This window comes from Novosphingobium profundi, from assembly GCF_020524485.1.
Lineage (GTDB): Bacteria > Pseudomonadota > Alphaproteobacteria > Sphingomonadales > Sphingomonadaceae > Novosphingobium > Novosphingobium profundi_A.
Window position 1 is genome coordinate 164,572 of the sequence record NZ_JAIVLF010000001.1, and the last position, 24,791, is coordinate 189,362.

Below are 24,791 nucleotides of genomic sequence, written 5' to 3' on the forward strand. Positions count from 1 at the left end.
CGCTGCAAACACGTTCGAGAGAGGATCCTTCGCCATGGCCGAGGCCGACCCCGCCGCCCGTTTCGATGTGCCCCATCTCGTCACCAACCCGGAACGCATCCCGGCGGCGCGCTACTATGACGAGACCTTCTACCGCGCGGAAACCGAGCGGCTCTGGCCCCATGTCTGGCAGATGGCGACGCGCCTCGAACTGATCCCGAACGTGGGCGACTGGATCGAGTACAGTAACCTTGGCAAGTCGGTCATCGTCGTGCGCACCGGGGAGGGGAGCGAGGGTGTGAAGGCCTACCACAACGCCTGCCGCCACCGCGGCGTGCCTATCGCCGAGCCGGGCGGGCACGGCAACTGCAAGAGCGCGGGCTTCATCTGCCCCTTCCACGGCTGGCGCTGGAACATGGAGGGCGACAACACCTTCGTCTACGGCAAGCACTTCTTCTCCGACGAGCAGCTTGACGCGGCCGAGCTGGCGCTGCGCCCCTGCCGCGTGGAAACCGCAATCGGCTGTGCGTTCGTGAACTTCGACGAGGCGGCCCCGTCGCTGCGCGAGAGCCTGGGCCCCGTGCTCGAAGCGCTGGAAATGCGTGGGTTCGACGATCTAAAGGCCGAGTGGTGGTACGCCACGAAACTGCCGGCGAACTGGAAGATCGCGATGGAGGCCTTCATGGAAGGCTATCACGTGATGAAGACGCACCCGCAGCTTCAGCACAAGCTGCCCCAGCTTTACAACACGATGTACGGCATGGACACAGGCGGGATCGGCCTGCCGATCAACCCCGGCCTTACCGTGCGCGAAAACGTGCAGGCCCAGTTTGAACATATGAAGCTCCTGAACGAGGGCATGGCGGGCATGGTCCACGCCAAGGAAGTGGAGATCGCCAGCCACCTCCTCGATGTCGACCTTCCCGAGGACCCGGCCGAGGCCATCCCGATGTGGTACGGCATCGTCCAGCACCAGGTGGTCGAGCAGCTGCGCGCGCGCGGCGAGGATATTCCCGACCTCAACACGTTGGTCCAGACCCACCCGGTGCAGGCGGTGGAGTTCCTCTTTCCGCACTATTTCCTGCTGCCCACGATGAGCAGCGCGTCGGCCTACCGCATCCGTCCGCTTGGCCCCGAGGAGTGCCTGTTCGAGCTGTGGTCGCTCACCCATTTTGCGCCTGAGGACAACCACCAGAGCGTCACCGAGCCGACCATGCTGCCCTACGACAGCGAGGAGTTCCCTCCGATCCCGCGCCAGGACTATGGCAATATCCCGATCCAGCAGCAGGGCCTGCACGCGCAAGGCTTTGAATACATGCGGCTCGGGCGCGGTGTTGAAGGGCTTATCAGCAACTACAACCGCGTGATCGACGGGCACTTGAAGGGCATCGATGGCGCAAGGTTGAGTGCGGCGACGCGCAAGCTCCAGCACAATTTCGATGGCCAGATCGAAGATCTGGGTTTCTGAGATGGCGCGCACCAGCATCATCACGGGCGCAGGCAGCGGCATCGGGCTCGCCACGGCAAAAGCCCTTCACGCGGCGGGCGATGCCATCGTCGGGATCGGACGCAGCGCGGACAAGCTGGCCGGGCTCGCGCAGGCTCTGGGCACCGAGGAGCGCCTGGCTACACTGGCACTCGACATCACCGATGTGGATGCTCCGCGCGCCATCGTCGACTTCGCGCTGGAGCGCTTCGGGCGCATCGACACGCTGGTCAACAACGCGGGGCTCGGCAGCCCGACCCCGCTGCATGAGACCGATGATGCCACGCTCGACCTGTTTCTGGATGTCATGCTGCGCGCGCCCTTTCGCCTTTGCCGCGAGGCTATCGGCCACATGGGCGAGGGCGGCTGCGTGGTGAACGTCACCAGCACCTTCGCGATGATCGGGGGCAAGCGCGGCGGGCCCTATTCGGCGGCCAAGGGCGGGCTTCGCTCGCTGACCGAGCACATGGCGGTGGAGTACGGCCCGCGCGGCATTCGCAGCAATTGCGTCGCGCCCGGCGTTACCATGACCGACATGGTCCGGCACCGTTTCGAGGATGAGACGTTCAAGCGGGTGAACGTGGAGACCACGCCCTATCCCCGCCTCGCCGAAGCCGAGGATCTGGCCAACGTCATCGCGTTCCTGTGCTCACCGGGGGGGGAGATGATCAACGGCCAGTCGATCGTGGTCGATGGCGGGTGGACGCGGACCAAGTACCTCTCGCCCCGCGCGCTGACCAGCGACTGGATCGAGAGCTAGAACACGAAACGCTAGAAACGGGAACGGATATGCGCACCATCGATCACTTCATCTGCGGCGAAAGTTCGGGCGCGGGCTCCGGGAGTGCCCGTCTTCACCAGGTCTGGAATCCCTCCACCGGGGAAGTGCAGGCCGAGGTCCCGCTGGGCGACGCGGCCCTGCTCGACCGTGCGGTGGAAACCGCAAGCCGGGTGCAGATCGAATGGGCGGCCACCAACCCGCAGCGCCGTGCCCGTGTCATGTTCCGCTTCAAGCAGCTCCTGGAAGAGAACATGCAGTCGCTCGCCGAACTCCTGGCAAGCGAGCACGGCAAGGTCGTCGACGATGCCAAGGGCGATATCCAGCGCGGGCTTGAGGTGATCGAGTTCGCCTGCGGTATTCCCCACGCCCAGAAGGGCGAATATACCGTGGGCGCGGGCAGCGGGATCGATGTCTACTCGATGCGCCAGCCGCTGGGCGTGGGCGCAGGCATTACCCCGTTCAACTTTCCCGCGATGATCCCGATGTGGATGTTCGGGATGGCGATCGCGTGCGGCAACGCCTTCATCCTGAAACCCAGTGAACGCGATCCCAGCGTGCCGGTGCGCCTCGCTGAACTCTTCGTGGAGGCCGGCGCGCCCGAGGGCCTGCTCCAGGTCGTTCACGGCGACAAGGAGATGGTTGACGCCATTCTCGACCACCCCGGCATCGCGGCGGTCAGTTTCGTGGGCTCGTCCGACATCGCCCAGTACGTCTATTCGCGCGGCGTCGCGGCGGGCAAGCGCGTCCAGGCAATGGGCGGTGCCAAGAACCATGGCATCGTCATGCCCGACGCCGATCTCGATCAGGTGGTGAACGATCTGTGCGGCGCGGCCTTCGGTTCGGCGGGTGAACGCTGCATGGCGCTTCCCGTGGTGGTGCCGGTGGGCGAGGATACCGCCGAACGCCTGCGCGAAAAGCTGATCCCCGCAATCAATGCGCTGCGCGTAGGCGTCTCGCACGATCCCGATGCGCACTATGGCCCGGTCGTCACGCCCGAGCACAAGGCGCGTATCGTCCAGTGGATCGGGACGGCCGTGGACGAAGGCTCCGAACTGGTCATCGACGGGCGCGACTTCACCCTTCAGGGACACGAAAAGGGCTTCTTCCTCGGCCCCACGCTGCTCGACCGGGTGACGACGGGCATGAAAAGCTACCACGAGGAAATCTTCGGTCCGGTCCTCCAGATCGTGCGCGCGGCCGACTTCGAGGAAGCCGTCGCCCTGCCCAGCAAGCACCAGTACGGCAACGGCGTTGCCATCTTCACGCGCAACGGTCACGCCGCGCGCGAGTTCGCCGCCCGCGTCAATGTCGGCATGGTCGGCGTAAACGTGCCGATTCCGGTGCCGGTCAGCTACCACAGCTTCGGCGGCTGGAAACGCAGCGCCTTTGGCGACACCAACCAGTACGGCATGGAAGGCATGCGCTTCTGGACCAAGGTGAAGACCGTCACCCAGCGCTGGCCCGACGGCGGCGGCGATGGCTCCAACGCTTTCCTGATCCCGACGCTGTGATGGGGAGCAATTGAAGAAGAAAGAAAATGCCCGAGGGCCATCGCCCTCGGGCTCCCCATAATGTCGACCTCAAGGCTCTCGCGCACCCGTAGCCGAGAGGGGTGAGCAAGACGGTTATGGGGTCAAGGGGTAATAACCCCTTGAATAGGATTTTCTTTCTTTACGATTCCCGCCAGCGGGCAATCATCGCCGCGCCATCTTCCCCGGCATCGCATCGTGCGGCGCCGGGCGTGCGTGAGAAGCGCGGCGAGGGCGCTGCCTGAGGCAGGCCATTGCATTCGACATAGGTTTCCCGAGCACAAAAGTGCGGGTGCGTCTTGGCTTCGTTTAGGGTCAGTACCGGGGCCACGCAGGCATCGCTTCCCTCGAATACACCACTCCAGTGGGCTTGGTCGTGCTCGGCAAAGCGCGCGGTGAGGGCGGCTTCGAGCGCGGCCCAGCGTTCCGGCGCTTGTCCGTCGGCCAGCTCAGGCAAGTCGAGCCGGTCTATCAGTTCGGCGAAGAAGGGGGGCTCCAGCGCGCCCACGCTCATCTCGCGCCCGTCGCGGCACAAGTAGGTGCGGTAGTAGGGGGCGGCGCCTCCCAGGAGGTTGTCCGTGCGGTCGAGCGAAAGCTGGCCCGTCGCGGTCAGCCCGTCGAAAAAGGACATCATCGTCGTCACCCCGTCGAGGATCGCGGCATCGACGACCTGGCCCCTCCCGGACGTGGCGCGTTCGAAGAGTGCGGCCAGGATCCCTGTGATCAGCAGCATCGAACCACCCCCGAAATCGCCGACGAGATTGAGCGGGATCGCGGCGGTCTCTCCGGGACGCCCCATGGCCGCAAGCGCGCCCGAGAGCGCGATGTAGTTGATGTCGTGCCCGGCGGTGCGGGCGAGCGGGCCCTCCTGCCCCCAGCCTGTCATGCGTGCGTAGACGAGGCGGGGATTGCGCGGCGCGATGTCGTCGGGCCCAAGGCCCAGGCGCTCCATGACGCCGGGACGGAAGCCTTCGATGAGGACATCCGCGCGATCGAGCGCCTCGAGGCACTGCAGGCGTCCGGCCTTGCTGCGAATGTCGATCTCGATTTCGGCGCGGCCCCGGTCATTGACCGGGTTGGGCCAGCCGTTGCCCCCCTTGCGGGTGATCCGGAGGACCTCGGCCCCGAGGTCGGCGAGCATCATTGCCGCTTGTGGTCCGGGGCCGATACCCAGGAACTCGACGACGCGCAGGCCCTTGAGCGGGCCTTGCGCCGCCTGCGTTGGAGGCGCGTTCACGCGACCGGCTCGGCCAGCATTGCTCCCAGACGCGTGGCGATGATGCTTTCGGCCTCGGACACCATCCGGGCGAGAAGCACCGCGCAGCTGGGGATGTCGCGGATCAGGCCCTGCACCTGTCCGGCCCAGACCAGTCCGGCCTCGGTATCGCCGGTTTCGAGTGCGGTGCGTCCTCGCGCCCCCGAGACGAGCGGCTGGACGTCCTGAAACTGCGCGCCGGGGGCTTGCGCGATTGTCACCACCTCGTCGGAGATGCTGTTCTTTGCGACGCGTCCGGTGTTGCGGAACTGGCGAAAGATGAGGTTGGTCGCGCGCTCGTCGTTATCGACGAGGAAGCGCTTGATGTTGTCGTGGATCGGCGCCTCCTTGGTGGCGCAGAAGCGCGTGCCCATGTTGACGCCTTCGGCGCCCAGCGCGAGCGCGGCGGCAAGGCCGCGTCCATCGCCGATGCCGCCGCTCGCCAGCATGGGAATCTTCACCTGGTCGGCGGCGGCCGGGATCAGGACGAGGCCGGGAATGTCGTCTTCGCCGGGGTGCCCTGCGCATTCGAAGCCGTCGATCGAGATGACGTCAACGCCCATCCGCTCGGCCGAGAGCGCGTGACGCACCGCGGTGCACTTGTGCAGCACGGTGATGCCGTGGCTCTTGAAATCCTCGACGTGCTCGCGCGGGCCACTGCCCGCAGTCTCGACGATGCGCACCCCGCTCTCGATGATGGCCTTCCTGTATTCGGCGTAAGGCGGCGGGTTGACCGAGGGCAGGATAGTGAGGTTCACGCCGAAGGGCTTGTCGGTCATCGACCGGCAACGGTCGATCTCGCGCCGCAGGTCATCGGGCGTGGGCTGGGTGAGTGCGGTCAGGATACCAAGGCCGCCCGCGTTCGAGACCGCGCTCGCCAGCTCGGCGCGACCTACCCACATCATGCCGCCCTGGACGATGGGGTGTTCGATTCCCAGAAGCTGCGTAATCCGTGTCTTGAGAGCCATTACATCGCCTCCACGATCATCACGTTGGCCATGCCGCCGCCTTCGCACATGGTCTGGAGACCATAGCGGCCCCCGCGTGCCTTGAGGGCGTGGATGAGGGTCGTCATCAGCTTGGTGCCGCTCGCGCCGAGCGGATGGCCCAGCGCGATGGCGCCGCCGTTGACGTTGAGTTTGGCCGGGTCCGCCTCCAGCGCCTTGGCCCAGGCCATCGGGATCGAGGCGAAGGCTTCGTTGACTTCGTAAAGGTCCATGTCCGCGAGCGAGAGGCCGGTCCTGGCCAGGAGCTTGCGCGTGCCCGGCAGCGGTTCCTCGAGCATGACCACGGGATCGCCTGCACTGACGCCAAAGGCGTGGATGCGCGCGAGCGGGGTCAGGCCATGGGTTTTGAGCGCGGCTTCGCTGGCGACCAGAACGCCCGAGGCGCCGTCGGTCATCTGGCTGGCGTTGCCCGCCGTGATGGTGCCCCCTTCGGTGAGCGGATCGAGTGCGCCGATGCCCTCCAGCGTGGCGTCGAAGCGCACGCCTTCGTCCTGCGCGAAGGCGCCGCTGGCGGTCGCTACCGGAACGATCTCGGCATCGAACGCGCCGCTTTCGATGGCGGCGGCGGCCTTGCGGTGGCTGTCGAGCGCGAAGCGGTCCATCGCCTCGCGGGTGAGGTCGTGGCGGTCGGCGACCATCTGCGCGCCGGTGAACTGGCTGAAGGCGGGGACGCCGTAGCGCTCCTGGATCGAGGGCGCGAAGGGTCCGGAGCCGATGCCCATCTTCTCGTAGACCGACATGTTCGAGAACATCGGCACGCGCGTCATGCTCTCGGTCCCGGCCGCAATGACGAGGTCCTGCGTGCCCGACATGACGGCTTGCGCTGCGAACTGCAGCGCCTGCTGCGAGGAGCCGCACTGCCGGTCTATCGTGACGGAGGGCACGCTGTCGGGAAGGCCCGAGGCGAGCACGCAGTTGCGCCCGAAGGCGAAGGCCTGCTCGCCCCCTTGCGTGACACAGCCCATGAGCACGTCCTCGATGGCGGAGGGATCGATTCCGGCGCGGGTGACGAGGGCGTCGAGCACGGTCGCGCCAAGGTCGGCGGGGTGCACGTCGGCGAGCGCGCCCTTGCGACGGCCGCCGGCAGTCCGCACCGCCTCGACGATGTAGGCCGCGCTCACTTGGGCGACATCCGGATCGCGCCGTCGAGGCGGATCGTCTCGCCGTTCAGCATCGGGTTGGTGACGATGGATTCGACAAGCTGGGCGTATTCGTCGGGATAGCCCAGGCGACTGGGGAAGGGCACCTGGGCGCCCAGCGAATCCTGCACTTCCTTGGGAAAGCTCTCCATCAGTGGGGTCAGGAAGAGACCTGGCGCAATGGTCATCACGCGAATGCCGTAGCGCGCCAGTTCGCGCGCGATGGGCAGGGTCATGCCCACGACCCCGCCCTTCGAGGCGGAGTAGGCGGCCTGCCCGATCTGCCCCTCGAAAGCCGCGACGCTCGCCGTGCTGATGGCAACGCCGCGCTCGCCCTCGATCTCTTCGGCATCGTGGAGGCGGCTGGCGAACTTCGACAGCACGTTGAAGCTGCCGATCAGATTGATGTTCACGATCTTTGCGAAATCGCCGAGTGGGATGGGGCTCCCATCGCGGTCAAGCACCTTGCGCGGTGGACCGATCCCGGCGCAGTTGACGAGGATGCGGGCCTTGCCGTTGACGGCTTCGGCCTCTTCCAGAGCCTGTGCGACACCGGCCTCGTCGGTCACGTCGACTTGCGCGAAGCGCCCGCCGATCCTCTCGGCATGGGCCGTGCCCATTTCCTCGTTGAGGTCGAACAGGGTCACTTTCGCGCCCAGCCCGGCAAGGCGCGCCGCCGTGGCGCCGCCCAGACCCGATGCGCCGCCTGTCACGACGGCCGCCAGCCCTTCCACCTTCATCCCTTGTATCCTTCCCTGATATTGTCTGCGTCACGCGGCCTGAAGCGCGCGCGCGATGACCATGCGCTGGATGTCGGACGTGCCTTCGTAAATCTGGCAGACCCGCACATCGCGGTAGATCTTGGCGACGCCGAACTCCTCCAGATAGCCATAGCCACCCAGCGTCTGAATCGCGCCCGACACCACCTTCTCGGCGGTTTCGGAGGCGACGAGCTTGGCCATCGAGGCCTCCTTGAGACAGGGGAGCCCTGCGTCCTTCAAGCTGGCTGCATGGAGTACCAGATGGCGCGCGGCTTCCAGTTTCGCGGCGAGATCGGCAAGACGGAAACCCACGGCCTGGTGTTCGAGGATGGGCTTGCCAAAGCTGGTGCGTTCGCGTGCGTAATCGACCGCGATCTCGAGCGCGGCCTGCGCCATGCCGATGCACTGCGCGGCGATGCCGATGCGCCCGACCTCCAGGTTCGAGAGGGCCAGGCCATAGCCCGCCCCTTCTGTGCCGAGGCGCAGATCCTCGGGCACGAAGAGGTTGTCGAAGCGGATCGCGCAGGTGTCCGATGCGCCCTGGCCCAGCTTGTGCTCGACCTTGTCGACGCTGTAACCTTCGCTGTCGGTGGGTACGAGAAAGCCCGTTATACCGCGTTTGCCGGCGTCGGGATCGGTGACGGCATAGACGATCATCAGCCCGGCGATCTTCCCGGATGTGATGAACTGCTTGGCACCGGCAAGAACGTAGCCGCCTTCCACCTTGCGCGCGCGGGTGCGGATTGCCGAGGCATCGGATCCTGCGTCGGTTTCAGTCAGGGCAAAGGCGCCGATCATGCGGCCCGCGATGAGATCGGGCAGGAAGCGCGCCTGCTGTTCGCCACTGCCGTCCTTGATGAGGCTGGAGACAATGAGGCTGTTCTGGATCGAGACGATGGTTGAAAGCGCCCCGTCGGCCGCGGCGATCTCGATCAGGGCCAGCGCGTAGGAGACGAAATCGGCCTCTGCGCCGCCGACGCTTTCGGGCGCGGTCATGCCCATCAGGCCAAGGTCCGCCAGCTCCTCGAACAGCGCGGGCGGATAGCCACCCTCGGCCTCGAACGCGGCGCTCCTGGGCCGTATCTGCTCCTGCGCGAAGGCGCGCACGGCCTCGCGGATGGCCTCCTGGGTTTCGGTGAAGATCATGGCCCATCCCGATCGTGATCTGTGGTTTTCGGACGTGAGCGTATCAGCGCGAAAGCGCGCGGCAAGGAAGCCGGACGCCGGGGCAACCGATATCGCGGTGGCGGGGCTTTGCGGAGGTTGAGGACACGAAGAAGGGGGACCGGATTCAAGGGGTTATTACCCCTTGACCCCAAAACGATCGACCTCGCGTATTGTGCGCAAGATTGCTTGCCAATCGTGAGCTGGACGGTTTCGGGAGCCCGAGGGCAATGGCCCTCGGAATCATCTCTTTCTCTGCGTGACCTTTTACTCCCCCTTGAACCGGGGCGCTCGCCGTTCCCTTAGCGCGGCCAGCCCTTCGCGGTGGTCGGCCGTGCGCACGCTGAGCGCTTCGTAGGCGATCCCGGCATCGAGCAGGGCGGTGCCAGCGCGGCGCAGTTCGAGATTGGTCAGCACCTTGGTCCAGCGCAGCGCCTGCGGCGCGCCACAGGTGAGCTTGCGGCAATAGTCCTCGACCACGGCATCGAGTTCGTCTGCGGGCACGCAGCGGTTGATGAGGCCGATGCGCTGCGCTTCGGCGGCGGGGACCAGCTCGCCTGTCAGCAGGAATTCCTTGGCGCGGGTGAGGCCGATGCGCGCGGCCCAGATCAGCGCGCCGCCATCGCCCGCGACAAGGCCGATGCCGACGTGGGGGTCGCCGATCTTCGCGCCGTCTGCCGCGACGATGATGTCGCCCATGAGCGCAATCGTTGCGCCAAGGCCCACCGCGTGGCCGTTCATGCGCACCACCACCGGCTTTTCAAGGGTCAGCAGGGCCTCGACGATCCGTTTGGCCTGCCGGGCTTCGTGGTCGAAAAGGTGGGGGTCGCGCGCGTTGCGCTCCATGTGGTCGATGTCGCCGCCCGCCGAAAAGGCGCGGCCCGCCCCTGTCAGAAGCACGACGTCGCTGCCCGGATCAGACGCGATGAAGGCAAGCGCCTCAGGCAGTTCGTCGTGAAGCGTCAGGTCCACTGCATTGAGCGCCTCGGGTCGGTTGAGCGTGAGCACGAGCAGGCGTTCGCGCCGCTCCAGGATCAGCGTTTCGAAGGAGGGAAGCGGGCTCATGACCGGACTTGTGCCTCACGGGTCATCGCGTCGCAGGGCTCCTCGTCCGCTTCGCCCAGCGCTGGAGGTGGCCCGGCGATGCGTCCGGGCGTGCGTGAGAAGTCGACCGGAATGCCCGGATAGCGAATGTCCCCCCAGCGCGAGGGGACGGTCTGGAAGAAGCCGCTCTCGACAAGGTGGGGGTCGTGGAGGAGGTCATCGGTCGTGCGCAGCGGGGCGGCGGGAATGCCCAGCTCCAGCAGCAGGTCGAGCCACTCCTGCGTGGTGCGGGTGAGGAAGGTTTCGGCGAGCAGCCCGTAGATCGTGTCGATCTGGGCCGCGCGTTGGGCCAGCGTCGCCATGTCGTCTGTCACCCATTCGGGCTGCACGGCCTGCGTGAACAGGCGCCAGTGCTTGTCGTTGTAAATGAGCGCGGCCACGTGGCCGTCGCGGGTGCGGTAGGGGCGGCGGTTGCGCGCGACTGCACGGGGATAATGCGCGGGGCCAAGCGGGGGATCGAACAGCGCGCCGTTGGCGTGCTCGACCAGCATGAAGGCGCTCATCGTCTCGAACATGGGAACCTCGACCTCCTGCCCCTCGCCGGTGCGTTCGCGGTGGAAGAGGGCCATGACGGTGGCGTAGAGCGCAGTCATCCCGGCGATCTTGTCGGCCATGATCGAGCCGACGAAGCCCGGTTCGCCGTTCAGCAATTCCTGCACCGCGGTCAGCCCGCACTCGGCCTGGATGGTGTCGTCGTAGGCGGCCTGGTCGCGGTAGCGCCCCTTGCGCCCGTAGCCATAGCAGTTGGTATAGACGATGCCCGGATTGACCCTGGAAACCGCGGCGTAGTCGAGCCCGAGGCGGGCAATGGCCCGCCCCCGCATCGAGTGGATGAAGACGTCCGCCCCGGCGATCATCTCGAGCAGCTCGGCTCGGGCATCATCCTGCGCAAGGTCCATCACCCGGCCCTGCTTGCCCCGGTTCACGTGGGCAAAGACGCCCCCCATGTCCGGTTCCGGGCCGACCGAGATGAAGCGCGTACCATCGCCCGAAGGGGGCTCGATCTTGATCACCTCGGCGCCCATGTCGGCCATGATCTGCGTTGCGTAGGGGCCCATGACCATGGCGGTGAGGTCGATGACCTTGATGCCGGCCAGGGGGCCTTGCCTGCCGTGTTCGGACACGTGTGCTTCCTCCCGTTCTGCGAGGGAGGCTAACCGTCGCGCACGGCGCTGTCCTCTCGCGCCGATTTGGATCGCCCGAGCGAATATGCGTGGGCGCCAATTTGCGACGTTCGGCTTGTTTGCTAGCCCGATTGCGCATTTCGGCGCGAAGGCGCGCGATGGAACGGGACGAGGCACGGGCAATGGATTTCACGTTCTCGGCGGACCAGCAGGAAATCCGGGACACGATCCTGAAACGCTGCGCCGCCTATGATGACGACTACTGGCTGGAGCGCGACCGCGAGGGCACTTTCCCCGAGCACTTCTACCGCACTATGGCCGACGAGGGGTGGCTCGGCATCGCCATGCCCGAGGAATATGGCGGCGCGGGGCTTGGCATCACCGAGGCCTCGATCATGATGCAGGCCATCGCGGAATCGGGGGCGGGCATGACCGGCGCCTCCTCGATCCACATCAACATCTTCGGGCTTCAGCCGATGATCCTGTTCGGCACGAAGGAGCAGTGCGCGCGCCACATCCCGCGCATCATCTCGGGTGAGGACAAGGCCTGCTTCGGTGTCACCGAGCCCAACGCCGGGCTCAACACCACGCGTATTACGACCCGCGCGCAGAAGGTGGACGGGGGCTACCGCGTCTCGGGCGAGAAAATCTGGATCTCCACCGCGCAGGTTGCGAACAAGATCCTGCTGCTTGCGCGCACCACTCCGCTGGAGGAAGTGACCAGCAAGACCGGCGGCCTCTCGCTGTTCTACACCGACCTCGACCGCTCCAAGATCGACGTGCGCCTGATCCACAAGATGGGGCGCCATGCCGTCGATTCGAACATGCTCTTCATCGAGGACCTGTTCATTCCCGACGAGGACCTCATCGGTGCAGAGGGTGAAGGCTTTCGCATCATTCTGCACGGCCTCAATCCCGAACGCGCGCTGCTCGCGGCCGAGGCTATCGGACTGGGCCGCGCCGCGATCCGCCGCGCCAGCGACTATGCGCGCGAACGCGTCGTGTTCGACCGCCCGATTGGCCAGAATCAGGCGATCCAGCATCCGCTGGCCAAGTGCTGGGCCCAGCTTGAGGCGGCGAACCTGATGACGATGAAAGCAGCGAGCCTGTTCGATGCTGGCGCGGAGTGCGGGGTGGAAGCCAACACGGCCAAGTACCTTGCCGGTGAATTTGCCTTCGAGGCCTGCCACACCGCGATGCTGACGCTGGGCGGCATGGGTTATGCGCAGGAATACCATGTCGAGCGTTACCTGCGCGAAGTGCTGATCCCGCGCACCGCGCCGGTCAGCCCGCACATGATCCTCAACTTTCTCGCCGAAAAGGTTCTGGAACAACCGCGTTCCTACTAAGCTGTATCGCAAAAGAGGCGGAGAGAGACCATGCCTGAGACCTTGCCCATGCGCTCCTGGCTGTTCGCGCCGGGCGATACGGCGCGCAAGATGGAGAAGTGTGCGGACAGCGCCGCCGACATCGCGCTGTTCGATCTGGAAGATGCCGTGACGGTGGAGCAGAAGCCCGCCGCCCGCACTCTGGTGCGCGAGTTCCTGCAAGGGCGCGAGGATGACCACGCCCGCCTCTGGGTGCGCGTCAACCCGGTCGACGGGCCCTTCGCGGTCGAGGATCTGGCCGCGGTCATGCCGGGGCGTCCCGGTGGGATCATGCTGCCCAAGGCGCGCGGGCGCTGTGATGTCGAACTGCTCGACCATTACCTGACCGCGCTCGAGGCCGCGAACGGGATCGAACAGGGCACGACGAAGGTCATCGCGCTCGTCACCGAGGCGGCCGAGGCGATGTTCACGACCGGCGACTATGCAGGCGCGCCGCGCCTGGTGGGCATGACCTGGGGGGCAGAGGACCTCGCCGATGCGCTCGGCGCCAGCACCAACCGTGATACAGATGGCGATTATGCCTTCACCTACAAGCTGGCGCGCAGCCTGTGCCTGATCGGCGCGGCGAGCGCGGGCGTCCTCCCCATTGAGACCATCCACGGAGATTTCCGCGATCTCGACGGGCTGCGCGTGCGCGCTGAGAAGGTCCGTGCCGAGGGCTATCGCGGGATGCTCGCGATCCACCCGGCGCAGGTCGACATCATCAACGCGGCCTTCACACCGAGCGAGCAGGAAATCGCCGAGGCACAGGAGATCGTGGCGATCTTTGCGGCGAACCCCGGGGTTGGGGCCATCGGCTACAAGGGCGGTATGCTCGACCGGCCCTATCTCGCCCGCGCGGAAACCGTGCTGCGCTTGGCAGGCCGCGCATGAGCGTCACCGTCTCGCCCGACGATCTCGACCTTGCGCGCTACCTGCGGCGCGGGGACAGCATCGTCATCGGCCAGGCTTGCGGTGAGCCGACCACGCTGGTCGAGGCGCTGCTGGAGCAGGCCAGCGCCATCGGCGATCTGAAGGTCTTCATCGCGACCAGCTTTTCCGGCCTCTTCCGGCCTGAACGCAGCCAGGGCATCGCGCTTTCCAGCATGGGTGCCATCGGGGCGTTGCGCGCGATGAGCAAGGCGAACCGCCTCTCGGTCATCCCCGTTCACGTCGGGCAGGTGGGCGCGCTGATCGCCTCGGGGGTGATCGGCTGCGATGTCGCCATGCTGCAGCTGAGCACGCCGGATGACCACGGACTCCACAGCTGCGGGCTCATCGCCGATCATGTGCGCGCCGCGGCCGACAGGGCCCGGGTGGTCCTCGCCGAAGTCAACGCGCAGGTTCCCTTCACCGCGGGCGAGGCGATCCCCGCGGCCGAGATCGACGTCGCCGTGTCGGTCGCGCGCGCGCCGGTTGAGGTCGCGCCCGCCGCGATCACCGAGACCGACCGCGCCATCGCCGGTCACGCCGCACAGTACATCCGCGACGGCGCCGTGATCCAGACCGGCGTGGGCGCGATCCCCGATGCGATCCTGCGCCAGCTGACCGATCGCCGCGACCTGGGCGTCCATTCGGGCATGCTGGGCGATGGTCTCGTCGACCTGATCGAGGCGGGCGTCGTCACCAATGCGCGCAAGGCGATTGACCGGGGCGTCTCGGTCAATGGCGCGCTGATCGGGACCGAGCGGCTCTACCGCTGGGCGCACCGCAACCCGGCGCTGCGCATGTGTCCGGGCACTTATACCCACGCCGATGCGGTGCTGGCGCAGATCGAGGGGCTCGTCTCGATCAATTCCGCATTGGAAGTGGACCTCACCGGACAGGTCAACGCCGAGCAGAGCGGGCAAAGCTATCTGGGCGGAACCGGCGGCCAGGTCGATTTCGTGCGTGCGGGCGCACGTTCGCCGGGCGGCCACGCGCTGATGGTCTTGCCGGCCACGGCGCGCGGCGGCACGATCAGCCGGATCACGGCGAACCTCTCCGGCCCGGTCACCACCGCGCGCAGCGAGGTCGACGTGATCGTTACCGAGTTCGGTGCTGCGGAGCTGAAAGGCCAGCCGCTCGCCGAACGGGCGCGGCGCCTGTGCGCCATCGCCCACCCCGATTTTCGCGAGGGCCTCGAACGCGAGGCCCTCGCCACGTGCCAGAGAGGTTTCTGACGATGTCCGATGCGGTCACCCTGACCAGCCCCGAGCCGGGGATTGCCCTCATCACCATCAATCGTCCCGAGCAGCGCAACGCGCTTTCGGCCGAGGTGCGGGCCGGGCTCTACGCGGCCTGGGACGCCTTCGAGGCGGCGCCGGAACACCGCATCGCGATCCTCACCGGCGCGGGCGAGAAGGCTTTTTGCGCGGGCGGCGACCTCAAGGAGATGGTCGAGACCGGGCTCCAGGTGCCCCCGCGCGACATGTTTCCGGTGCCCTACGACACGGTGCAGCTCAGCAAGCCGACCATCGCTGCGGTCAACGGCGTGGCCTTTGCGGGCGGCTGGATGATCGCACAGGGCTGTGATCTGTGTGTGGCGAGCCGGGCCGCGCGCTTTGCGATCACCGAGGTCAAGGTCGGGCGCAGCTCGCCCTGGGCCGCGCCGCTCATCCACATGATCCCCCAGCGCATCATGATGGAGATCATTCTGACCGGAAAGCCGATCGACGCGCAGCGGGCCTACGAGATCGGCCTCGTCAACCGCCTCGCCGAGCCTGGAGAGACGCTGGAGGTCGCGCTCGAACTCGCGCGCGAAGTGCTGCAGGGCGCGCCGCAATCGGTCCGCGCGGGACGCGAGACGGTGATGCTGGCCACGCAGATGGGCCGCAGCGCCGCGCTGGAAGCCGCGCGCCACGCCTCGGAATGGACTTACCGCTGCGAGGATGCGCAGGAAGGCCCGCGTGCCTTTGCTGAGAAGCGCGCGCCCGTCTGGACTTCGTTCGACTGAAGGCGGGGAGTCAGCCGTCCGTTGCGGCTTCCACGGGCGGCGCGAGATTGGCGTGGAGGCGGCCAAGCAGCGCGTTCATCGTGGCCATTTCGTCCGCGTTGAAGCCGCGCCAGGCGGCCTCTTCGGCGTGCGCAGCGATCCGGTCCAGCTCGCGGGTGATGCCCCGGCCCGCCTCGGTCATGTGGATCGCCTGGACCCGGCCGTCCTGTTCCTGACGGCGGCGTTCAACCAGATTTTCGGCCACCAGCCGGTCGACGATCCGACCTGCAGAGGCATCGGAAATCTCCAGCTTTTGCGCGATCCCCCTTTGGGCAATGCCTTCCTCCTGCGCGACCACGACGAGCGCCCCCCATTGCGAACGGGTGACGCCCAGGTCCGCCACCATCTCGTCGAAGCGGGCGCGTAGCAGGCGGGCGAGCACGGTAATCCGCACCGACGCCGTACGGCGCGGGTCCTCGAAATCCTTGAGCGGTGTACCGTTCAATTCCCTCTCCTTGCGCATCGGTGCCGGCGGTTGTCCCGCAAACCCGCCCGATCCGCAATGCCGAGTCACCCGTTCGTGCGCCGCCGTGGCCGAGAAAGCTGAGATCGCCGTTTCCGGGGTCCAAGGGGCGATGGCCCCTTGAATCTGTTTTCCCTGTTTACGTGATCTCTTCTGACCCGATTTCACCGCGAAGGCGATGCCCGGGACCTGCGCTTGACCCCGGCCGGGGGCGGGGAGAGGGATGGGCCGATGCCGCAACCAAGGGAGGGCCTCGTGAACACCATGCGCTGCTGCTGGGAAGTCCCCGGGGCCCATCTTCAGGCGCCCGTCTGGCTGGGCGGGGCGGGCATGCTCGTGCTGGCTGACAGGGCGCACGGGACGCTGCGCTACTTCGCGCCGGACACCGGTGAGAGCGGCGAGATCACGGTACCGGGGCATCCCGGTTTCGCAGTGCCCACGCAGGAGGGAAGCCTCCTTGTCGGGACCGCGCGGGAACTGCTGCTGCTGGACCGTGAGGGGAGGGCGTCGCGCGAGTTCCTTCTCGAACCCGGCGCGCAGCAGACAGGCCACGTCCACGTCGATGCGCGCGGGCGCGTGTGGTTCACGATGGAGGCTGCGGGGGAGGCTGCAGGTAAATCGGCCGGGCAGGCCGGGCTCGTGCGCTACCATGACGAACGGCTGGTGCGCATGGTCTTCGATATGCCGAAGGCGGGTGGAATGGCGCTCGATCCCGAGGCGCACGAGCTGCTGCTGGCCGATGGCGGGGCCCACCGCGTGCGCCGTTACCGTGTCAGCCGGGCCGGGAGCCTCTGGGAAGAGGCGCCGTTCCTCGATCTGGCGGCGGACAATATGCGTCCCGCCGCGCTTGCGCGCGACAGCGAAGGCGGCGTGTGGCTGAGCTTTGCAGGCAGCGGGCACCTGCACCATTACGCCGCGGATGGAACGCTGCGCGCGCAGGTCGACGTGCCCGGAGAGGAGATCACGGGCCTCGGGTTTGGCGGACGCGGGGCGGATATCCTCTACATCTGCGCCCGCACCGCACAGGGCGCCGCGCTCTACGCGCTTGATCTTGCCCTACCGGGGCCAGCGTCCTGCGCGGTGCGTACCGGCCACGCCGACATCGGCCTGATCAGCGAAGACGACCACCACTGATCCGGGGCGAACCTGCGCCATCGGCACAGCGCCTTGCGCCTCCTGTCGAGAAGCGCAGCGCGTGCGCGCCTTAGCTTGCGAGGGAAAGACAGGGCGCGAACCGGCGCCGGAGAGGAGCTCCCAGCCATGACCGCGCCCGCTATTGCCCCGGCCTTCGCCTTGCGCCGCCAGCTGGCCGAGAAGCCCGCGGCGCTGCCCACGAGCGTCACCATCGACCCGGTCAGCGCAGACATCATCCGCGGGGCTTTCGAGACGATCTGCTTCGAGGTGGCGACGCACCTGGGCCGGGCAGCCTCCTCGCCGATCATCAACCAGTCGAACGAGCGCAACGCGGCCATTGTCGATGCCCACGGGCGCCTCGCGATGGGCTCGATCGGGACGCCGCACCTCACCTTCGTCTCGCAGCTGACCGTGCGCTACGGGCTTTTGCAGCAGGCGAAGTACGACTGGGGAGCGGGCGACGTGTTCCTCGGCAACGATCCCGATGCCGGGGGCGGGCACTTGCCCGACTACAATGTCTATGCCCCGGTCTATGACGATACGGGCGAACTCGTCACCTGCATCGCCCTCCAGGCGCACCAGGGGGATACCGGAGGCAAGGACCCGGGGGGCTTCACGCTGGAGGCCACCGACATCTTCACCGAGGGGCTGGCGATCCCCTGCGTCAAGCTCGTCCACCGCGGGGAGAAGCGCGTCGATGTCATCGACATGATCGTGCGCAACAACCGCTTTGCAACCTTTGCAGGTGACCTGGCCGCCATGATCAGCGCGGTCGAGAAGGGCGCGCGGCGCATCGAGACCCTGATCGCGTGCCATGGCGCCGACCATGTGCGCGCGGCGATCAACCACGCCATCGATGAGACCGAGCGCCAGTTTCGCCGCGAAATCGCGCAATGGCCCGACGGCACTTATCCCGCCACCGTCTACATCGACCACGATACCGCCGGGACGAAGGACGTGAAGGTCCACGTGGAGGTCACCGTTGCGGGCGAGGAGCTGACGGTAGATCTCACCGGCACCGATGATCGCGCGAACCTCACGGGCGTGTGGAACACCTTTGCCAATTCGCGCGGCTACGTGATGGTCCAGCTCGCGGCCATGATCGATCCGGCCATCGTCAAGAACGAGGGGCTCTTCCAGGCGGTCGAGATCGTCATTCCCGAAGGCTGCATTGCCAATCCGCCGCCCAACAAGCCTGCGGCGCTCGGCAGTTTCCACCCTGCCTGCGAGATCACCGAGGCGGTCTGCGTGGCGCTTTCGGGCATCGTGCCCACCCGCGCGCAGCCGCAGGTCTACAAGATCGGCATGCCCAATGCCGTGATCGGCTTTGATGCGGCGGGGCAGATGTACATGGACCAGGGCGTCGATTGCCGCTCGATGGATGTTTCCGCGGTCGCCGGGCTCGACGGCTGGGGGGCCTGCCCCTCCAGTCTGGGCAACCTTCTGCTCGGCCAGGCCGAGGATGCCGAAAGCCGTTTTCCCGTGCTCAACATTACGCGTGAACTGACTACCGACACGGGTGGGGCCGGTCAGTGGCGGGGGATGCCGGGCAGCTGCAACGTCAAGCAGGTCCTGCAACCGATGATGGCGACGGCCTGGATGGTGAGCCATGAGCATCCGATCAGCGGCATGGGTGGCGGCGATCCCGGCTCGCCTTACGTCAATCGCTTCGAGGTCGGCTCGCCCAACGAGCGGCGCATCGCGCTGGCCGAGCAGGCGATGCTCCCGGCGGGCGCGGTCATGGCTTACCAGCACGGTGGGGGCGGCGGCTTCGGCCCGCCCACCGCGCGCGATCCCGAAGCGGTGAAGGAGGACGTGCTCGACGAACTCGTCAGCCTGGAGGCCGCGCGCACGCGCTATGGCGTCATCCTCACGGGGGCCCTCGCAGACTACGACCTTGCCGTCGATGCCGAGGCCACGCGGCGCCTGCGCGCCGAGATGGCCGAGGCCGACACGGACCTTGTCGTGGCCGAATAGCCGGCGACGGGCAGAGACCAGACAGAACACGCCAGACAGAACACGAAAGACGGGGGATCGGATGGCCTACAGGGTCGGCATCGATATCGGCGGGACCTTTACCGACTTCGCGCTTCTGGGCAGCGCGCAGGAGGAGGTGCGCCTCTACAAGAACCTGACGACGCCCGAGGACCGCTCTTTGGGCGTGATGCAGGGGCTTGAACGCCTCGCGCAGATGGAAGAGATGGACCTTCGCGCCTTTCTCGGCGCCTGCGACATGATCGTTCACGGCACCACCGTGGCCGACAACGCGCTGATCGAGATGGACGGGGCGACCACGGGGCTCCTGTGCACCGAGGGTTTTCGCGACGAGATGGAATATCGGCGCGGCTTCAAGGAGGATATCTGGGACCCGACGCTACGCCCCCCGCCCCAGATCGTGCCGCGCCGCCGCCGCCGTGCGGTGCGCGAACGGATCATGGCGGACGGCTCGGTGCACCTCGCGCTCGACGAAGACGGCGTGCGCGAGGAATGCGCGCGGCTGCGCAAGCAGGGCGTCGATTCGGTCGCCATCGCCATGCTGTTCAGCTTCCTCAATCCCGAGCATGAGCGCCGCACGGCCGAGATCGTGGCCGAGGAAATGCCCGGCGCGCGCATTTCGATGAGCCACCGCGTCCTGCCGCGTGCGCCCGAATACGACCGGACCAGCACGACCGTGGTCAACGCCTTCGTTGCACCGCGCGTCGCGGACTATCTCGAACGGCTGGTCGCGCGTCTGGAGGAGGCGGGCTACGCCAACCGCCTGATGGTGATGCAGGCGTCCGGGGGGGTGATGAGTGTCGACTATATTGAGGGCGCGCCGGTGCGCGTGCTCGCCTCGGGTCCGGCGGGCGGGGTCATCGGTTCGGCCCACGTCGGCGCGGCCAAAGGTTACCGGGACCTTCTGTGCGTGGACATGGGCGGGACCTCCTACGACATGAGCCTTGTCCAGGACGGCGCCGCGCCTGCCGAGGCGGGCTGGAACATGCATCACCGTTACCTGGTCGGCGTGCCGATGGTGAAGGTGGAGACGCTGGGGGCAGGGGGCGGCTCGATCGTCTCGGTTGCGGGCGGTGTCCTGCGCGTGGGCCCGGAGAGCGCGGGCTCGGTGCCGGGGCCGATCTGCTATGGTCGGGGTGGCACGCGCCCGACCGTCACCGACGCACTTCTTCTGCTCGGCATCCTCTCGGACGAGGAGGGTTTTGCGGGCGGCGACTTTGCGCTGCAGCGGGCCGGCGTCGAGGAGGCTTTCGCGGCGCTCGGCCGTGACCTCGGCAAGAGCGCGCAGGAGACCGCCTACGACGCCTTCCGTCTCGTCAATGCGAACATGGTCAATGGGATCCGCCGCACGACGGCGAGCAAGGGCGTCGATCCGGCCGGGCTCACCATGCTGGCCTATGGCGGCAACGGCCCGGCCTTCGCTGCGATCCAGGCGGGGGAACTGGGCATTGCCCGCGTTCTTATCCCGCGCGCGAGCCCGACCTTCTCCGCGCTCGGCACGCTGGTTGCCGATCCCACAGTCGATGAGGAACGCTCGCTCATCGCGCCGGTCGAGGACCTTCCGCTGGAACGGCTGCGCGCGCTCTGGGAGGAGCTGGCGGCACGTGCGCGGGACAGCCTTCAGGCCGCCGGTTTCGCCGAGAACGAGGTCACCGCTTCCTGGCAGCTTAACATGCGGTATCCGGGCCAGAACTTCGCGCTGACTTTCGATGTCGCACAGGGGGCGCTCAGCGATTTCGCGTGGCTGGACAGGGACCTGGGGCAGAGTGCGCTGGCGCTCTTTAACGCCCGCCATACCGAGGAATACGGCCATATCCGCGAGCATGAACTGCCCGAGGTGACAGGCGTACGACTGGTCAGCCGGGCGACCACGCCAAGCCCGCCGGTCCGGGAAGGTGTAGCACCGTCCCCGCGCGTGGCGAAAATCGCGAGCACGCGCCCGGTCCAGCTGGGCGAGGGCTATGCCGAGACGCCGATCGTGGCGGGTTCCACGCTCGAGCCGGGTAACTTCGTGGCAGGGCCCGCGGTCATCGCCGAGACGTTCACCACCATTGTCGTTCCCACCGGCTGGCGGGCCGAAGTCGATGCGGCGGGCGACTATATGCTGGTGCGGTGCTGATTGGAGGCGTGTGGTGCCATGTTGCAGTCAGCCCTTGAGATCCTGCCGGTACTTTTGCGGCGTGGTTCCAGTCCAGCGCTTGAAGGCCCGGCCAAAGCTGGTCTGCTCGCCATAGCCCAGCCACTCGGCAATCTCGTCGAGGCTGGCATCGGGGCGGCGCAGGTAGCTCTCGGCAAGCGTGCGCCGCACGTCCTCGACCATCGCGCTGAACGAGGTCTGCTCCTCGGCAAGGCGGCCCTGGAGCGTGCGGACCGAGACCGCGAAGCGCTCAGCGGCGCGCTCGATCGTGCAGTGCCCCTTGGGCAGGTCGCCGCGGATGTAGTCGCGCACGCGCTGGGTGAAGGTGATCCGGTTCGCAGAGCGGACGCGGTCAAGGTAGCCGCCGAGCAGGCGGTAGAGGAGCCGGTTGCTGCTGGCGAGCGGCAGGTCGAGATGGGCGCGCTGGAAGCCGATGGCGTTGACCGGCGCGCGCACGTGCAGGCGGCAGCCGACCACGCGCTCGATCTCCGCGACGTCGCAGGGGCGCGGATCGATGGCGAGCTGGACATAGCGCGGCGTGAAGTCCGCCCCCCCCAGCTGGCGCAGCAGCTTCATCTGCAGCACCACGGCCTGCAGGTTGGCCTGGTCGTTGATGCCAAGGTCATGGACGACGCCCCAGCGCAGTTCCGCGCTGCGCTCGCCCTCTACCAGTTCGGGAGCGGCTTCAGGCGAGTGGATGATGGGCAGGTAGCTGACAAGCGCGTCGATGGCGGTGCGCAGGTCCGCTGCGGCACGGGCGAGCGCGGTGATGCAGCCGAACACCTCGGCGTCCTGACCTTGCGCGAAGTGCAGCCCGAACAGCGGATCCTCGAACAGGGAGCTGCAGTATTCGAAGGTGTCGACCAGCGCCTGCGCGCCGACGTGGCTGTCGGGATCGCCCAGCGCGCGCATGTCGATCCCGGTACGCTCGAGGATGGCGCGGGCATCGCGCCCGCGCCCCCGCGCGAAATCGGAAAAGCCGCGCAGGTTCGCCGCACGCATCTGGCCTTTGCCGGGTACCGCATCGAGCGGGCCTTCGAGGCCGTAGAAGATCGCATCCTCGCTCATCGAGCGTGCAATTCTACGCCGCCAGGCGCGCGGGGTCCAACACCGATGACACTGCACGGGCGATGAGTTGGTGTGCTGCTGGGCAGCCGGATACGGCGCTGGCAGCGTGGTGCCACGCGAACGGGAGAGAGCCTAATGGCCGAAATGAAGACACCCCAGGAACACCGCGAGGCCGCACGCGCCTACGTGCGCTACGAAAAGGACACCGAGCGCCGCATCGCGACGCTGACGCTGGTGCGCCCGGCGCGCGGCAACGCGACCACGATCGGCATGCGCATGCTCTATGCCGACTACGTCCACCGCGCCAATGTCGATGATGAGGTGAAGGTCCTCGTCATTCGCGGCGAGGGGGAGGACCTGGGCACCGGAGGCGACCTGGATGAGCACGGCGACATGTACCTCAACCCCAAGGACGGGGAGAGCTTCCTGCCCGACCTGGAGATCGACCCGGACGAGGACGTCGCCTGGCCGCCGCCGGGGTCCTACCGCCACCTCCACTCGCTGACCGACTATTACACGCGCGCGGCCGCAGGGCAGCGCCCGCTCCAGGAATTCAAGAAGATCAGCATCGTCGAGGCCAAGGGATACTGCTACGGCTGGCATTTCTACCAGTGCGGGGATGCCGATATGGTGATCGCCTCGGACGATGCACTCTTCGGGCACCCCTCGTTCCGTTATGCGGGCTGGGGGCCGCGCATGTGGAGCTGGCTGGAGACGATGGGCTACCGCAAGTTCGTCGAGATGGTCTTTACAGGGCGTCCCTTCACGGCCGACGAGATGGCGGACTGTAATTTCGTCAACTCGGTCGTGCCGCGCGCAGACCTCGAGGCCGAGGTCGCCAAGTACGCCGATGCCTGTTCGCGCTCGCGCCCGCTCGACGTGGTGGTGGCGCAAAAGACCTTCTTCGAGGCCTACAAACAGTACCGGGGCGAGTACCTGGGAAGCCTGCTTACCGGCTGGCTGGAGGGGATGTTGCCCGCCATGAAGCCGGACCGCGAGACGGGCGTGGACCTGGGCGGGGATGCCTTTGCGGGGGGCATCGCCAGGACGGTCAAGAACAACGACCTCAACTATCCTCCTGAATGGCGGCTCAGCCGCAAGGGGCGCGCGGCCAAGGAATGATCGGCGCAGTTCCGGGCGCCTTGCTCCGCCGGCCTTGCGTGCGCGATCTTGCGCAGATTGTCGAAGCCCTTGCGCCTGCGGTCAGGCGCTGCGCTGCGGCCCTGGCCTAGGGTCGGGGCAGTGGACCAGGGCGCCAAGATCCGGTCCCGACGGGAGAACGGGTATGCCCGAGACGCTCTTTGCGCTCGATGCGGACAATTACCGCGACTGCCAGAACATGTTTCGCGGGCCAGGCCGCAGCGAATATTATGACGGCGACTTCTGGATCGATGAGACGATGCCGGTCGAGGTGTGCGCCCGCAAGCGCGCGAGCGGCAGTTGCACGATCATCGAGACACGCGCAGCGACGCGCCAGTTCTTTCGCCGCACGCAGCGCCATATCCGCACGAATGCCAGCGATCTCAGTGTCCTGTGGTTTGTGCGCAAGGGGCGCCTCAAGTATTCCAACCGGCAGGGGCGTCTGACCATCGCACCGGGTGGGTTTCTGCTGACCCGGTCGATGTCGCCGTTCTTCATCGAGCTCGAACCGCAGGCGGGCGAAGGGCTCGACGTCCTGCACATGACGGTGCCGACCCATGTCCTGCGCGGATTTCTGCGCGGCGAAGTGGAGGATTGCGCGGCCCTGGATGCCGAATGCCGCGCGGTCGCAAGTGCGGGCTCGATCCTCGCGCAGGTCTTCGAGGAGGGCGATGCCCTTGGCGAAGACGCCATGCAGCTCCTGATCGAAACCGCCTGCCGCCTGATCGGACTTGCCCTCGACGAGGAGGCTAGGGCGCGCCCAGCGCGCCGCACGCTCAGTGAGCAGCGGCTGGACGATGTCCTGCGTTTTATCGAGATCCACCTCTCCGACCCAAACCTGTGCATGGCTATGGTGGGTGAGGGGTGTGCGCTCAGCCCGCGCTATCTTTCGCTCCTGCTCCAGGGCACCGGGCAGACGTTCTCCGAGCTGGTTTGGTCGAAGCGGCTGGAGATGGCAAAGGAATGGCTGGGCCGCAGCGATCCGCGCGCGGTTGCGATCAGCGAGGTCGCCTACGGGGTCGGCTTCAAGAGCACTGCCCATTTCAGTCGCAAGTTCAAACAGGTCTTCGGCCTCAATCCGCGCGATTACCGGGAGCGTGAGGGCGCGGGGCGCTCGGCGCGCGCAGGGACTTCCCGCCCGCCGCACTCCCTCGCTGTCGGGGCGACGCTGCAGTGAGGCCCGC

At 67.0% G+C, this 24,791-nt stretch carries 21 protein-coding genes; 12 read left to right on the top strand and 9 right to left on the bottom strand.

Annotated features, from left to right (window positions below):
* Window positions 1-34 precede the first annotated feature (34 nt).
* Genes LC060_RS00740 through LC060_RS00750 form a run of 3 tightly spaced genes read left to right on the top strand, consistent with a single transcriptional unit; the run spans window position 35 to window position 3,757 of the window.
* A complete protein-coding gene (locus LC060_RS00740; protein ID WP_226631910.1) occupies window positions 35-1,447 on the top strand; it encodes an aromatic ring-hydroxylating oxygenase subunit alpha in 1,413 nt (470 codons plus the stop codon).
* Between the two features lies 1 nt (window position 1,448).
* Complete coding sequence (locus tag LC060_RS00745) at window positions 1,449-2,225, top strand: SDR family NAD(P)-dependent oxidoreductase (RefSeq protein ID WP_226631911.1); 777 nt, start codon at window positions 1,449-1,451, stop codon at window positions 2,223-2,225.
* A gap of 29 nt (window positions 2,226-2,254) precedes the next feature.
* Window positions 2,255-3,757, top strand: a complete 1,503-nt coding sequence (locus LC060_RS00750; RefSeq protein ID WP_226631912.1) for a CoA-acylating methylmalonate-semialdehyde dehydrogenase — start codon at window positions 2,255-2,257, stop codon at window positions 3,755-3,757.
* Window positions 3,758-3,917: 160 nt separating this feature from the next.
* Here the strand turns inward: LC060_RS00750 and LC060_RS00755 are convergent, their stop codons facing one another.
* From LC060_RS00755 to LC060_RS00785, 7 genes are all read right to left on the bottom strand, one after another.
* On the bottom strand, window positions 3,918-5,012 hold the full coding sequence (locus LC060_RS00755) for a CaiB/BaiF CoA transferase family protein (RefSeq protein ID WP_226631913.1): 1,095 nt from the start codon (window positions 5,010-5,012) through the stop codon (window positions 3,918-3,920).
* Entirely contained in the window at window positions 5,009-5,998 is a 990-nt protein-coding gene (locus LC060_RS00760) for an NAD(P)H-dependent flavin oxidoreductase (RefSeq protein ID WP_226631914.1), read from the bottom strand. The genes LC060_RS00755 and LC060_RS00760 overlap by 4 nt, the downstream gene beginning before the upstream one ends.
* A complete protein-coding gene (locus LC060_RS00765; protein ID WP_226631915.1) occupies window positions 5,998-7,158 on the bottom strand; it encodes an acetyl-CoA C-acetyltransferase in 1,161 nt (386 codons plus the stop codon). The genes LC060_RS00760 and LC060_RS00765 overlap by 1 nt, the downstream gene beginning before the upstream one ends.
* On the bottom strand, window positions 7,155-7,916 hold the full coding sequence (locus tag LC060_RS00770; protein ID WP_226631916.1) for an SDR family NAD(P)-dependent oxidoreductase: 762 nt from the start codon (window positions 7,914-7,916) through the stop codon (window positions 7,155-7,157). The genes LC060_RS00765 and LC060_RS00770 overlap by 4 nt, the downstream gene beginning before the upstream one ends.
* 30 nt (window positions 7,917-7,946) lie before the next feature.
* The gene (locus LC060_RS00775; protein ID WP_226631917.1) at window positions 7,947-9,083 is read right to left on the bottom strand and encodes an acyl-CoA dehydrogenase family protein; all 1,137 of its coding nucleotides are present in this window, start codon (window positions 9,081-9,083) and stop codon (window positions 7,947-7,949) included.
* A 285-nt stretch (window positions 9,084-9,368) separates the two neighbouring features.
* Window positions 9,369-10,166, bottom strand: a complete 798-nt coding sequence (locus LC060_RS00780) for an enoyl-CoA hydratase/isomerase family protein (protein ID WP_226631918.1) — start codon at window positions 10,164-10,166, stop codon at window positions 9,369-9,371.
* Window positions 10,163-11,329 carry a CaiB/BaiF CoA transferase family protein gene (locus LC060_RS00785; protein WP_226631919.1) on the bottom strand — a complete coding sequence of 389 codons (1,167 nt, stop codon included), beginning with the start codon at window positions 11,327-11,329 and terminating at the stop codon, window positions 10,163-10,165. The genes LC060_RS00780 and LC060_RS00785 overlap by 4 nt, the downstream gene beginning before the upstream one ends.
* Window positions 11,330-11,511: 182 nt before the next feature.
* On the opposite strand from LC060_RS00785, the gene LC060_RS00790 reads away from it, so the two are divergent.
* The 4 genes from LC060_RS00790 to LC060_RS00805 are packed head-to-tail and all read left to right on the top strand — an operon-like array spanning window position 11,512 to window position 15,631.
* Window positions 11,512-12,678, top strand: coding sequence for an acyl-CoA dehydrogenase family protein (locus LC060_RS00790; protein WP_226631920.1), 1,167 nt, complete (start codon window positions 11,512-11,514; stop codon window positions 12,676-12,678).
* A 30-nt stretch (window positions 12,679-12,708) separates the two neighbouring features.
* Window positions 12,709-13,590 (top strand): HpcH/HpaI aldolase/citrate lyase family protein, encoded by an 882-nt coding sequence (locus tag LC060_RS00795; protein WP_226631921.1) that lies wholly within the window; start codon window positions 12,709-12,711, stop codon window positions 13,588-13,590.
* Complete coding sequence (locus LC060_RS00800; RefSeq protein WP_226631922.1) at window positions 13,587-14,858, top strand: acetyl-CoA hydrolase/transferase family protein; 1,272 nt, start codon at window positions 13,587-13,589, stop codon at window positions 14,856-14,858. The genes LC060_RS00795 and LC060_RS00800 overlap by 4 nt, the downstream gene beginning before the upstream one ends.
* A 2-nt stretch (window positions 14,859-14,860) precedes the next feature.
* Window positions 14,861-15,631: an enoyl-CoA hydratase/isomerase family protein gene (locus LC060_RS00805; protein ID WP_226631923.1), complete on the top strand. Its 771-nt coding sequence runs from the start codon at window positions 14,861-14,863 to the stop codon at window positions 15,629-15,631.
* A gap of 10 nt (window positions 15,632-15,641) precedes the next feature.
* Here LC060_RS00805 and LC060_RS00810 read toward each other — a convergent pair whose 3' ends face one another.
* Window positions 15,642-16,115 carry a MarR family winged helix-turn-helix transcriptional regulator gene (locus tag LC060_RS00810; RefSeq protein WP_226631924.1) on the bottom strand — a complete coding sequence of 158 codons (474 nt, stop codon included), beginning with the start codon at window positions 16,113-16,115 and terminating at the stop codon, window positions 15,642-15,644.
* A gap of 282 nt (window positions 16,116-16,397) precedes the next feature.
* Here LC060_RS00810 and LC060_RS00815 point away from each other — a divergent pair, with 282 nt between their 5' ends.
* The 3 genes from LC060_RS00815 (at window position 16,398) to LC060_RS00825 (ending at window position 21,381) form a co-directional block, all read left to right on the top strand.
* On the top strand, window positions 16,398-17,267 hold the full coding sequence (locus tag LC060_RS00815) for an SMP-30/gluconolactonase/LRE family protein (RefSeq protein ID WP_226633563.1): 870 nt from the start codon (window positions 16,398-16,400) through the stop codon (window positions 17,265-17,267).
* A 126-nt stretch (window positions 17,268-17,393) separates the two neighbouring features.
* Window positions 17,394-19,244 carry a hydantoinase B/oxoprolinase family protein gene (locus LC060_RS00820; RefSeq protein ID WP_226631925.1) on the top strand — a complete coding sequence of 617 codons (1,851 nt, stop codon included), beginning with the start codon at window positions 17,394-17,396 and terminating at the stop codon, window positions 19,242-19,244.
* A gap of 61 nt (window positions 19,245-19,305) precedes the next feature.
* The gene (locus tag LC060_RS00825) at window positions 19,306-21,381 is read left to right on the top strand and encodes a hydantoinase/oxoprolinase family protein (protein WP_226631926.1); all 2,076 of its coding nucleotides are present in this window, start codon (window positions 19,306-19,308) and stop codon (window positions 21,379-21,381) included.
* Window positions 21,382-21,408: 27 nt separating this feature from the next.
* On the opposite strand, the gene LC060_RS00830 is transcribed toward LC060_RS00825, so the two are convergent.
* Window positions 21,409-22,467: a helix-turn-helix transcriptional regulator gene (locus LC060_RS00830; protein WP_226631927.1), complete on the bottom strand. Its 1,059-nt coding sequence runs from the start codon at window positions 22,465-22,467 to the stop codon at window positions 21,409-21,411.
* A gap of 144 nt (window positions 22,468-22,611) precedes the next feature.
* On the opposite strand from LC060_RS00830, the gene LC060_RS00835 reads away from it, so the two are divergent.
* Window positions 22,612-23,589, top strand: a complete 978-nt coding sequence (locus LC060_RS00835; protein WP_226631928.1) for an enoyl-CoA hydratase/isomerase family protein — start codon at window positions 22,612-22,614, stop codon at window positions 23,587-23,589.
* 163 nt (window positions 23,590-23,752) lie between these two features.
* Window positions 23,753-24,784, top strand: coding sequence for a helix-turn-helix transcriptional regulator (locus LC060_RS00840; protein ID WP_226631929.1), 1,032 nt, complete (start codon window positions 23,753-23,755; stop codon window positions 24,782-24,784).
* Window positions 24,785-24,791 lie beyond the last annotated feature (7 nt).